Raw genomic sequence first — 10,927 nt, forward strand, 5'->3', positions numbered from 1 at the left:
AGGCTCCTCAGACAGGGTTGGCGGTCTGTTGATTGTCTGCCTGACGCTGCGCGGCATCGGCGCGGCGGGAGGCGATTTTGACGAAAGGCAGATAGATAAGCACCGCGGCCAAGATGCAGATCAGCTGGGTGACCACCGCCCCCATCGAGCCGGCGGTGGAGAGCCAGGCGTTGATCAGCGGCGGCGTGGTCCAGGGCACCATCACCACCGCCTTGCCGGCGAAGCCGGTCAGGGTGGCGAAATAGCCGATGCTGCCGGTCACCAGCGGGGTGATGATAAACGGGATGGCGAGGATCGGGTTGAGCATGATCGGCATCCCGAAGATCACCGGCTCGTTAATATTGAACAGCCCCGGGCCTATCGACAGCTTGGCGATCTCTTTCATCTCTTTGCGCCTGGTGGCGATCATCACCGCAATCAGCAGGCCGATGGTCAGCCCCGAGCCGCCGATGCTCATGTAAACATCCCAGAAGGGCATGGTGATGATGTTCGGTACCTCTTTCCCCTGCTCAAAGGCGCTCATATTGACGGTGATCGCCCCAAGCAGCAGCGGCTCGCGGATCGGCTTGATCATCTGGTTGCCGTGAATACCGATCACCCAGAATAGCTGGGCGACGAACATCAGCAGCAGGATCCCCGGCAGGCTCTGCACCACCCGCTCCAGCGGCTGCTGCACCACCTGGTAGACCGCATCGTAGAGATACATTCCCGTCAGCTGGTGGAAGAGAAAACCAAAGGTGGCGATCGCGGTGGTGGTGATGATCGCCGGGATCAGCGCGGAAAAAGAGGCTGAAACGTTCGGCGGCACGGTATCCGGCATCTTGATCTTCAGTCCCTTGCGCCCCTCCAGCCAGCAGTAAATCTCGACCGCCAGAATGGCGATGAACATCCCGAGGAACAGGCTGCGGGTGTCGGAGAACTGACGCAGCAGGACATCTTTCACCACGTGCATCTGGCCATCGACCATCATCTCCACCGTGGTCGGCGTGACGCAGATAAAGCAGATCACCGCCAGCAGGCCGGGAAACAGGCTTTTGATGCCGTTGATCCGCCCCAGCTCAATGCCGATCAGAAACACGGCGCCGATATTGAGGAAGTTGAGCGTGGCGTAGTTCAGCGCGCTGGTGATCGGCTTCAGCGCGGCGAGAAAGGAAAGCGAGGAAAAGCTGGCGAGCCCATTCTTTGGATCCAGCACCATATTGGAGATCAGTACCGAAAAGGCCCCGACGATGATCACCGGCATCAGGGTAATAAACGCCGATTTGATCGCCATAATGTAGCGATAGCTGTTGAATGTCGTCGCGAAACGCCCCAGCGCGTCGATCAGTTTGTCCTGTAATGCCATAAAAGAGTACCTCAGAGTAAAGGGCTTATTGCGGCCAGGTGGACAGCCAGAGACTTTTGGCATACCAAAACATAGTTGCCAGGTAAAAATTGTTCTGTGACAGCGCTCGCAACCCGCTGCGTGGTATCCCAAATATCGATATTAAAAGCTATTGGCATACCAGATAGCGCCGGTTGGTCAGTTCCTGCTAAAAGCGTGATCGCGATGGTTTTTCCGCCCCGCCCCGTCGATATGTCCCTTTTCGGTCTGTGATAAACTGCGCCTTACCACGTGAAATCAGGAATCGATGAATGGCTACAATGCTGGATGTCTCAATTCGCGCAGGCGTCTCGAAAGCGACGGTTTCCCGCGTGTTGAACGGCACAGGTCAGGTGAAAGAGAGCACCCGCCAACAGGTCTTTAAAGCGATGGAAGAGCTGGGCTATCGGCCGAATTTCCTTGCCCGCTCGCTGGCCAATCAGACCAGCAACAGTATCGGGCTGGTCGTCTCCACCTTTGACGGCTTCTACTTTGGCCGTCTGCTGCAGCAGGCGTCACGCCAGACCGAAGCCTGGGGAAAACAGCTTATCGTCACCGACGGCCATGATACGCCGGAGCGCGAAGAGGAAGCGGTGCAGATGCTCGCCGACCGGCAGTGCGATGCGATCATCCTCTATACCCGGCATATGAGCGAGAAGGCGATCATGTCGCTGATTAACTCGATCGCCATGCCGCTGGTGGTGATTAACCGTGATGTGGCGCAGGCCCGCGAACGCTGCGTGTTCTTCGAACAGCAGGAAGCTGCCTTCCAGGCCGTGGAGTATCTGATTACCCAGGGGCACCGCGATATCGCCTGCATCACCGTCCCGATGCACACCCCCACCGGCCAGGCGCGCCTGCAGGGCTATCGCAACGCGCTGATAAAACATGGTATTGAGTGGGATCCGAGCCGGGTGAAATACGGGGACTCGACGATGACCCGCGGCTACGAGCTGTGCCGGGAACTGCTGGACGAGAAAGCCCGCTTCAGCGCGCTGTTTTCCTGTAACGATGATATGGCGCTGGGGGCGTCTAAGGCGCTGCATCAGGCGGGGCTGCGTATTCCGCAGGATGTGTCGCTGTTTGGCTTCGACGATGCGCCAAGCGCGAAATGGCTGGAGCCGGGGCTGTCGACGGTCTATCTGCCGATCGACAACATGATCACCACGGCTATCGATCAGGCGATCAAGCTTGCTAACCAGCAGCCGATCGAAACGATCCCGCCGTTCACCGGCACGCTGGTATTGCGTGAGTCGGTGACGACGGGACCTTTTTTTAAATAAGCTCTAAGGCCAGCAGCTCCTGGATGGTCTGGCGACGGCGGATCAGCCGCGCCTTGCCGCCATCAAACAGCACCTCCGGCAGCAGCGGACGGCTGTTATAGTTGGATGACATCGAAGCCCCGTAGGCGCCAGTGTCATGGAGCACCAGATAATCCCCTGGGGCCACCGCCGGCAGCAGACGGGTCTCGACTTTCCCCCCTTCCTGCTGGGTAAAGACGTCCCCGGACTCGCACAGCGGCCCGGCCACCACGGTCTCCACCTGCGGCGCGGCGCTGAGATCGCGGCCATCCGCCGCCAGAGCGGTGATATGATGATAGCTGCCGTACATTGCCGGGCGCATCAGGTCGTTAAAGCCAGCGTCAATCAGCACGAAGTGGCGGCTGCCCATCTCTTTCACGCTGCGCACCTGCGACACCAGCACGCCGGACTCGGCCACCAGGAAGCGTCCGGGTTCAATCTCCAGTTTCACCGGGTGACCCAGATGGGTGGCAATCTGCTCCCGGGCGCGGTTCCACAGGCCATAATAGTGAGCGGTGTCGATGGCCTCTTCGCCCTCGCGGTAAGGAATAGACAGGCCGCCGCCGGCGGAGATGGCCTGCAGATCCTGACCAAAGTCGACAACCTGGCGCACCATCGCGCCGCACACCTGCTCCAGGTGACCATAGTCGACGCCAGAACCGATATGCATATGGATCCCCACCAGCTGCAGCTGATAGCGACGCATCACTTCCAGCGCCGCCGGCAGGTGGCTGTACCAGATGCCATGCTTGCTGTTCTCACCGCCGGTATTGGTTTTCTGGCTGTGGCCGTGGCCAAAGCCCGGGTTGACGCGCAGCCAGACGCGATGGCCCGGCGACACTTCACCCAGCTGGCTCAGCATGTCGATCGAGCCGGCGTTCACCGGGATCTGTAACGCCTTGACGCGATCGAGGGTGGCCTCGTCGATCAGATCGGCGGTGAAAACAATATCCTCTGGATTCTGCTGCGGATCGTAGCCCGCCGCCAGCGCACGCTCGATCTCCCCCAGCGACACCGAGTCCACCTTCACCCCCTGCTCGCGCATCAGACGCAGAATATGGATGTTAGAGCAGGCTTTTTGCGCAAAACGCACCACATCAAACTGGCTGAGCTGGGCAATCTGGCGGCGAATAATCTGCGCATCATAGACCCAGACCGGGCAGCCAAATTCCGCCGGCAGGCGCAGCAGATTGTCCGCGGTCAGATCGGTATCGGTGGCGTAAAGCGAGTGTGGCATAAGAACTCCGGTGCAGTGCGTGTGTTGGTCGCTGTTTTTTCTGATTACGCCACAGCGCCGGACGAATAAAAAATATCGTTTTATCGCGACTCTATGCAAAAATGATATAGTTCCAGCCGAGCCTCAGGGAGACCGCATGCCAGCCGTCAATTTGCGTCATATCGAAATCTTTCATGCGGTGATGACCGCCGGCAACCTGACCGAAGCCGCGCGGATGCTGCATACCTCCCAGCCCACCGTCAGCCGCGAGCTGGCGCGCTTTGAGAAGGTGCTCGGCCTGCGGCTGTTTGAACGGACCCGCGGTCGCCTGCAGCCAACCGTGCAGGGCCTGCGCCTGTTTGAGGAGGTTCAGCGTTCCTGGTACGGCCTGGACCGCATTGTCAGCGCCGCCGAGAGCCTGCGCGAGTTCCGCCAGGGCGAGCTGTCGATAGCCTGTCTGCCGGTCTTTTCCCAGTCCTTTCTGCCGCTGCTGTTGCCGCCGTTCCTCGCCCGCTACCCGGAGGTCAGCCTGCAGATCGTCCCCCAGGAGTCGCCGCTGCTGGAGGAGTGGCTCTCCGCCCAGCGCCATGACCTTGGCCTGACGGAGACCCTGCATACCCCCGCGGGCACTGAACGCACCCCGCTGCTGACGTTGAATGAAGTCTGCGTCCTGCCCGCCGGCCATCCGCTGGCGGCGCAGACGACGCTGACCCCCGCCGATTTTCAGGGCGAGAACTACATCAGCCTGTCGCGCACCGACAGCTATCGCCAGCTGCTCGACGCCCTGTTCCTTGAGCATCAGGTCAAGCGGCGGATGGTGGTCGAAACCCACAGCGCGGCCTCGATCTGCGCCATGGTGCGCGCCGGCGCCGGGATCTCGGTGGTTAACCCGCTGACCGCCCTGGACTATGCCGATAGCGGCGTGGTGGTGCGCCGCTTCAGCGTCGAAGTGCCGTTTACCGTCAGCCTGATCCGCCCGCTCCATCGCCCGCGTTCGGCGCTGGTCGACGCCTTCGTGACGCACCTGCAGCAGAGTCTGCCGCAGATCCTCACGCCGCTGGCGTCGGTTCTGCAGAGAGCATAAAGTTGACCGCGTCCTCAGCGTGGATCGCCGCGGTGTCAAAGACCGGCAGCGGGCTGAGCTCAGCAGGCACCAGCAGGCCAATTTCCGTGCAGCCGAAAATAACCCCTTCCGCCCCCTGCTCCGCCAGGGCGGCAATCACCTGCAGATAATAATCCCGCGACGCCTCGCTGAAGGTGCCGAGACAGAGTTCGTCGAAAATGATCTGATTGATCCGCGCCCGATCGTCGGCCTCGGGGATCAGCGTCTCGATGGCAAACTGCGCCTGCAGACGACCCCGGTAAAAGGTCTGCTCCATGGTATAGCGGGTGCCCAGCAGCGCGACCCGCCGCTGGCCCTTGGCGGCAATCGCCCTTCCGGTGGCGTCGGCGATATGCAGAAAGGGAACCTGGCAGCGGGCGGCGATGGCATCCGCCACCTTGTGCATGGTGTTAGTGCACAGGACAATGCCCTCGGCGCCCGCCTGCTGCAGCCCAACCGCGGCGTCGGCAAGGATCGCGCCGGCGCGATCCCAGTCGCCGGTGGACTGACAGGCTTCAATCTCGTGAAAATCGACGCTATGCAACACCAGTCTGGCGGAGTGCAGCCCGCCCAGTCGCGCCTTCACGCCTTCATTAATCAGGCGATAGTAAGGGATCGTTGACTCCCAGCTCATGCCGCCTAACAGGCCAATGGTTTTCATCTTTTGCTCCTTATGTTGTTTCTGCCAGTGAAACAAACTTGTGATCAACTTTCCACTTCTCTGGCCGCGTATTTCTTTTTCATGAAGAGTGAGATAACTTAAGTGAAACAATGTTTCATTTTAACAACAGGATCGGCAGATGTTTATTTTCCATAAAGACACCACCCTTGAAGACCTTGGCAATGGCGTAACCCGCCGCATTCTGGCCCATGACGGCAAAATGATGGCCGTGGAGGTAAATTTTGCCGCCGGCGCCGTCGGCCCGATGCATAACCACCCTCACGAACAGCTCACCTACGTGCTCTCCGGCGAGTTCGAATTCACCATCGGCGAGGAGACGCGCGTCGTCAGCGCTGGCGATACGCTGTACAAGCAGCCGGGGATCATGCACGGCTGCGTCTGTCTGCAGCCCGGCACGCTGCTCGATACCTTTACCCCCATCCGCGAAGATTTCCTCCAGGGTTAATCCCTGTCGGGGGGCGCTTGCCGCCCCCGGTTATCTACCTGTACCTTCGAATAAAATATACCGGCAAAATCATTATCCTGATAATAATATTCCCCGCCTCGCTTACGCTGATATTTCATACTTTTCAGCCCCTCACAAACGCCTAAAATGCTTACCATCTCACCTTTTTGAAACATCGTTTCGACTTTGATCACATTTCCATCCAGATCTGCATGACGCGGAAATAAATCGCAATAAAATGAAATTAAAACGGTGTTTTATAAAAAACAGATCAGCATAAAAAAAGAGCCTGACGGCCCCCCCCACGCTGGGCCAGTTAAAACCTAATCCATTCATTAACAAGGATATGTTAACCAGAGGAAGCGTTCAGACTTTTTTGCGTGGTTCGCGGCCAAAGGCCGACAGCGCCGCGTCATCGGATCCGTATTACAACTCGTAAGCCAGGTAGGTATGTATGAATGAAAACAAGCTGCTGGGATTGGCATGGATATCGCCCTATATCATCGGGCTGATTGTCTTTACCGCTTTTCCTTTTGTTTCATCTTTCTTTCTCAGTTTTACTGAGTACGACTTGATGAGTCCGCCGGTATTTAACGGCATTGAAAACTATCGCTATATGTTGACCGAGGATAGCCTGTTCTGGAAATCGATGGGGGTGACCTTTGCCTACGTCTTTTTAACCATCCCCTTAAAACTGGCTTTCGCCCTCGGCATTGCCTTTGTGCTCAATTTCAAACTGCGCGGTATCGGCTTTTTCCGCACCGCCTACTATATCCCGTCGATCCTTGGCAGCTCGGTGGCGATTGCCGTGCTGTGGCGCGCCCTGTTCGCCATTGACGGCCTGCTGAACAGTTTTCTCGCCGTCTTTGGCATCGATGCCATCAACTGGCTGGGGGAACCCTCGCTGGCGCTGATGTCGGTCACCCTGCTGCGCGTCTGGCAGTTTGGTTCCGCGATGGTCATCTTCCTCGCCGCGCTGCAGAACGTCCCGCAGTCGCAGTATGAGGCGGCGATGATCGACGGCGCCTCGAAGTGGCAGATGTTTATGAAGGTCACCGTGCCGCTGATCACCCCGGTGATTTTCTTCAACTTTATTATGCAGACCACCCAGGCGTTCCAGGAGTTTACCGGCCCGTACGTGATAACCGGCGGCGGCCCGACCTATTACACCTACCTGTTCTCGCTCTACATCTACGATACCGCCTTTAAGTACTTCGACATGGGCTATGGCGCCGCGCTGGCGTGGGTGCTGTTCCTCGTCGTGGCGGTCTTTGCGTCGATAGCCTTTAAGTCATCGAAATACTGGGTCTTCTATTCCGCCGATAAGGGAGGCAAAAATGGCTGATATTCAACAGATGGCGCCGGTGATAAGCGACGCCGATCGTGAGGTCGCCCGTACGCTGCGCCGGGAAAAGGTGAGCCGGGTGGTGCGCTACGTCGTGCTGGTGTTCGTCGGCCTGCTGATGCTCTACCCGCTGGCGTGGATGTTCTCCGCCTCGTTCAAGCCGAACCATGAGATCTTCACCACCCTCGGGCTGTGGCCGACTCACGCCACCTGGGACGGGTTCATCAACGGCTGGAAGACCGGCACCGAATACCATTTCGGCCACTATATGCTGAACACCTTTAAGTATGTGATCCCGAAGGTCGTGTTAACGATCATCTCCTCCACCATTGTGGCGTACGGCTTCGCACGCTTTGAGATCCCGTGGAAGAAGTTCTGGTTCGCGACGCTCATCACCACCATGCTGCTGCCGAGCACCGTCCTGCTGATCCCGCAGTACCTGATGTTCCGTGAAATGGGGATGCTGAACAGCTATCTGCCGCTGTATCTGCCACTGGCCTTCGCCACCCAGGGATTCTTTGTCTTCATGCTGATCCAGTTTCTGCGCGGCGTCCCGCGCGATATGGAAGAGGCGGCGCAGATCGACGGCTGCAACTCCATCCAGGTGCTGTGGTATGTGGTAGTGCCGATCCTCAAGCCGGCCATTATCTCGGTGGCGCTGTTCCAGTTCATGTGGTCGATGAACGATTTTATCGGTCCGCTGATCTACGTCTACAGCGTCGATAAATATCCCATCGCGCTGGCGCTAAAAATGTCTATCGACGTCACGGAAGGCGCGCCGTGGAACGAAATTCTGGCAATGGCGAGCATCTCCATTCTGCCGTCCATCATCGTCTTCTTCCTGGCTCAACGCTACTTCGTGCAGGGCGTGACCAGCAGCGGAATCAAAGGTTAAGAGGGAAATATCATGGCTGAAGTGATTTTCAACAAACTGGAAAAAGTTTACTCAAACGGGTTTAAAGCGGTGCATGGTATCGACCTGAAGATTGCCGATGGCGAATTTATGGTGATCGTCGGCCCTTCCGGCTGCGCCAAATCGACCACCCTGCGCATGCTGGCGGGTCTGGAGACCATCAGCGGCGGCGAGGTGCGGATCGGCGATAAGATCGTCAACAACCTGGCGCCTAAATCCCGTGGTATCGCGATGGTGTTCCAGAACTACGCCCTCTATCCGCATATGACGGTAAGGGAAAACCTCGCTTTCGGCCTGAAGCTGAGCAAGCTGCCCAAGGCGCAGATTGATCGGCAGGTGGAGGAAGCGGCGAAAATTCTTGAACTGGAGGAGCTGCTGGAACGTCTGCCGCGCCAGCTCTCCGGCGGCCAGGCGCAGCGCGTGGCGGTGGGCCGGGCGATCGTCAAAAAACCGGACGTCTTCCTGTTCGACGAACCGCTCTCCAACCTGGACGCCAAGCTGCGCGCCTCGATGCGCATCCGCATTTCCGATCTGCATAAGCAGTTGAAAAAATCCGGTAAACCGGCGACCACCGTCTACGTTACCCACGATCAGACGGAAGCGATGACCATGGGCGACCGCATCTGCGTGATGAAGCTCGGCCACATTATGCAGGTCGATACCCCGGACAACCTCTACCACCAGCCGAAAAATATGTTTGTCGCCGGCTTCATCGGCGCGCCGGAGATGAATATTCGCCCCAGCCAGCTGGTTGAGCACGACGGCCGCCTGTGCCTGACCCTTGGCGACCAGCGCCTGCCGTTGAACGACCGTCTGGCGGAGAAAGTCGGCGCGTATCAGCATCAGGAGGTGTTCTACGGGGTCCGCCCGGAATTCGTGTCGCTCTCCGACGCGCCGTTCGCCGAAGGCGGCTGCATGGGCGAGATGGTGCGGGTGGAAAACATGGGCCATGAGTTCTTTGTCTATCTGCAGGTCGCGGGCTACGAGCTGACCGCTCGCGTGCCATCGGACGATGCGAAGCCGATGATAGCTAAGGGACTGAATCGAAAAGTCTATTTCACCTTTGATCTTAACAAGTGTCACATCTTTGACGCCAAAACCGAACAGAACCTCTCTCTGTGAACCCTGGAGCATAACAATGAAAAACGTGCTGATAAGCGCCACCCTCTCCGCCACCCTGGGCCTTAGCGCCTTCTCCTCGCTGGCGCAGGATGTCGACCTGCGTATGTCCTGGTGGGGGGGCAATGGCCGCCATCAGGTGACTCTCAAGGCGCTGGAGGCTTTTCACCAGCAATATCCCGATATCAATGTCAAAGCGGAATATACCGGCTGGGACGGCCATCTTTCGCGCCTGACCACCCAGATAGCCGGCGGCACCGAGCCTGACGTGATGCAGACCAACTGGAACTGGCTGCCGATTTTTTCGAAAAATGGCGAGGGTTTTTACGATCTCAACACTCTGAAAGACGAGATCGATCTCAGCCAGTTCGACGCCAAAGAGCTGCAGTCCACCACGGTCAATGGCAAGCTCAACGGCATCCCGGTGTCGGTCACCGCCCGGGTCTTCTACTTTAACGACGAAGCGTGGAAAAAAGCGGGCATCCCCTTCCCGAAAACCTGGGACGAACTGCTGGCGGCGGGGAAAACTTTCGAAAGCAAACTCGGGAAACAGTACTACCCGGTGGTGCTTGAGCACCAGGACGTGCTGGCCCTGCTCAACTCTTACATGGTGCAAAAATACAACCAGCCGGCCATCGATGAGAAAGGACGCAAATTCTCTTACAGCAAAGCGCAGTGGGCGGACTTCTTCGGCATGTATAAGAAGCTTATCGACAGCCATGTCATGCCGGACACCCGCTACTATGCCTCCTTCGGCAAGAGCAACATGTACGAGATGAAGCCGTGGATCCAGGGTGAATGGGGCGGGACCTACATGTGGAACTCCACCATCAACAAATATTCCGACAACCTGAAGCCGCCGGCGAAGCTGGTGCTGGGGGAATACCCGATGCTCCCCGGAGCCACCGATGCCGGACTGTTCTTCAAGCCTGCGCAAATGCTGTCGATTGGCAAATCGACGAAAAACCCGCAGGCGGCGGCGAAAGTGATTAACTTCCTGCTGAACAGTAAAGAAGGGGTGGATATTCTCGGACTGGAGCGCGGCGTGCCGCTAAGTAAAGCGGCGGTCACCTACCTGACCGAAGACGGGATCATCAAAGCCGACGATCCGGCGGTGTCCGGTCTGAAGCTGGCGCAATCCCTGCCCACCACTCTGCCGGTCTCGCCGTACTTCGACGACCCGCAGATCGTCGCCCAGTTCGGCACTACCCTGCAGTACATCGACTACGGTAAAAAGTCGGTGGAAGAAGCGGCCGAGGACTTCCAGCGCCAGACCGACCGCATTCTGCGCCGCGCGATGCGCTAACCTGCCCGTCGGAAACCTAACAACTGCGCTCCCCCGCGGCGGGGCGGCCCCCCTTCCCTTTCCAGTAAAGCTATAAAATGAACAACGCGCGACATAGCTGTGACGTTGATTTCTTCCCTCTCTTTATCACGTTAT

The 10,927-nt window shown here is 58.1% G+C and carries 11 protein-coding genes; 7 read left to right on the forward strand and 4 right to left on the reverse strand.

Going from position 1 to position 10,927, the window contains the following annotated elements; all coding sequences use genetic code 11:
* Positions 1–7: 7 nt before the first annotated feature.
* Entirely contained in the window at positions 8–1,345 is a 1,338-nt protein-coding gene (locus K5R89_RS11350) for a PTS sugar transporter subunit IIC (RefSeq protein WP_217259498.1), read from the reverse strand.
* Positions 1,346–1,644: 299 nt separating this feature from the next.
* Here K5R89_RS11350 and K5R89_RS11355 point away from each other — a divergent pair, with 299 nt between their 5' ends.
* Entirely contained in the window at positions 1,645–2,646 is a 1,002-nt protein-coding gene (locus tag K5R89_RS11355; RefSeq protein ID WP_004229436.1) for a LacI family DNA-binding transcriptional regulator, read from the forward strand.
* On the opposite strand, the gene lysA is transcribed toward K5R89_RS11355, so the two are convergent.
* Entirely contained in the window at positions 2,639–3,901 is a 1,263-nt protein-coding gene (gene lysA, locus K5R89_RS11360) for a diaminopimelate decarboxylase (RefSeq protein WP_023290909.1), read from the reverse strand. The two genes, K5R89_RS11355 and lysA, sit on opposite strands and share 8 nt — an antisense overlap.
* A gap of 136 nt (positions 3,902–4,037) precedes the next feature.
* On the opposite strand from lysA, the gene K5R89_RS11365 reads away from it, so the two are divergent.
* Positions 4,038–4,964 (forward strand): LysR family transcriptional regulator, encoded by a 927-nt coding sequence (locus tag K5R89_RS11365; protein WP_023290910.1) that lies wholly within the window; start codon positions 4,038–4,040, stop codon positions 4,962–4,964.
* Here K5R89_RS11365 and K5R89_RS11370 read toward each other — a convergent pair.
* The gene (locus K5R89_RS11370) at positions 4,930–5,643 is read right to left on the reverse strand and encodes an aspartate/glutamate racemase (RefSeq protein WP_023290911.1); all 714 of its coding nucleotides are present in this window, start codon (positions 5,641–5,643) and stop codon (positions 4,930–4,932) included. The genes K5R89_RS11365 and K5R89_RS11370 overlap by 35 nt on opposite strands.
* Before the next feature lie 139 nt (positions 5,644–5,782).
* Between K5R89_RS11370 and K5R89_RS11375 the strand changes: the two genes are divergently transcribed.
* Positions 5,783–6,109 carry a cupin domain-containing protein gene (locus K5R89_RS11375; RefSeq protein ID WP_023290912.1) on the forward strand — a complete coding sequence of 109 codons (327 nt, stop codon included), beginning with the start codon at positions 5,783–5,785 and terminating at the stop codon, positions 6,107–6,109.
* Here the strand turns inward: K5R89_RS11375 and K5R89_RS11380 are convergent.
* Positions 6,106–6,303, reverse strand: coding sequence for a hypothetical protein (locus K5R89_RS11380; RefSeq protein ID WP_109546964.1), 198 nt, complete (start codon positions 6,301–6,303; stop codon positions 6,106–6,108). The two genes, K5R89_RS11375 and K5R89_RS11380, sit on opposite strands and share 4 nt — an antisense overlap.
* Before the next feature lie 260 nt (positions 6,304–6,563).
* Here K5R89_RS11380 and K5R89_RS11385 point away from each other — a divergent pair, with 260 nt between their 5' ends.
* From K5R89_RS11385 to K5R89_RS11400, 4 genes are read left to right on the forward strand one after another with little or no spacing between them, the layout of a single operon-like run.
* Positions 6,564–7,454 (forward strand): carbohydrate ABC transporter permease, encoded by an 891-nt coding sequence (locus K5R89_RS11385; RefSeq protein WP_002915995.1) that lies wholly within the window; start codon positions 6,564–6,566, stop codon positions 7,452–7,454.
* Complete coding sequence (locus tag K5R89_RS11390) at positions 7,447–8,349, forward strand: carbohydrate ABC transporter permease (protein ID WP_023290913.1); 903 nt, start codon at positions 7,447–7,449, stop codon at positions 8,347–8,349. Before K5R89_RS11385 ends, K5R89_RS11390 begins: the two co-directional genes overlap by 8 nt.
* Positions 8,350–8,361: 12 nt before the next feature.
* Positions 8,362–9,489 (forward strand): ABC transporter ATP-binding protein, encoded by a 1,128-nt coding sequence (locus K5R89_RS11395; RefSeq protein ID WP_017899248.1) that lies wholly within the window; start codon positions 8,362–8,364, stop codon positions 9,487–9,489.
* Positions 9,490–9,505: 16 nt separating this feature from the next.
* Positions 9,506–10,792 (forward strand): ABC transporter substrate-binding protein, encoded by a 1,287-nt coding sequence (locus K5R89_RS11400; RefSeq protein WP_032453986.1) that lies wholly within the window; start codon positions 9,506–9,508, stop codon positions 10,790–10,792.
* Positions 10,793–10,927: the final 135 nt, after the last annotated feature.

It is taken from the genome of Klebsiella sp. TF21-TM, assembly GCF_019753495.1.
GTDB lineage: Bacteria > Pseudomonadota > Gammaproteobacteria > Enterobacterales > Enterobacteriaceae > Klebsiella > Klebsiella quasipneumoniae.

Excerpts from the sequence above, each read along its gene's own strand:
- K5R89_RS11350 (WP_217259498.1), bottom strand. The coding sequence starts at position 1,345 with ATGGCATTACAGGACAAACTGATCGACGCGCTGGGGCGTTTCGCGACG.
- K5R89_RS11365 (WP_023290910.1), top strand. The coding sequence starts at position 4,038 with ATGCCAGCCGTCAATTTGCGTCATATCGAAATCTTTCATGCGGTGATG.
- K5R89_RS11395 (WP_017899248.1), top strand. The coding sequence starts at position 8,362 with ATGGCTGAAGTGATTTTCAACAAACTGGAAAAAGTTTACTCAAACGGG.
- K5R89_RS11385 (WP_002915995.1), top strand. The coding sequence starts at position 6,564 with ATGAATGAAAACAAGCTGCTGGGATTGGCATGGATATCGCCCTATATC.
- K5R89_RS11370 (WP_023290911.1), bottom strand. The coding sequence starts at position 5,643 with ATGAAAACCATTGGCCTGTTAGGCGGCATGAGCTGGGAGTCAACGATC.
- K5R89_RS11355 (WP_004229436.1), top strand. The coding sequence starts at position 1,645 with ATGCTGGATGTCTCAATTCGCGCAGGCGTCTCGAAAGCGACGGTTTCC.
- lysA (WP_023290909.1), bottom strand. The coding sequence starts at position 3,901 with ATGCCACACTCGCTTTACGCCACCGATACCGATCTGACCGCGGACAAT.
- K5R89_RS11390 (WP_023290913.1), top strand. The coding sequence starts at position 7,447 with ATGGCTGATATTCAACAGATGGCGCCGGTGATAAGCGACGCCGATCGT.
- K5R89_RS11400 (WP_032453986.1), top strand. The coding sequence starts at position 9,506 with ATGAAAAACGTGCTGATAAGCGCCACCCTCTCCGCCACCCTGGGCCTT.
- K5R89_RS11375 (WP_023290912.1), top strand. The coding sequence starts at position 5,783 with ATGTTTATTTTCCATAAAGACACCACCCTTGAAGACCTTGGCAATGGC.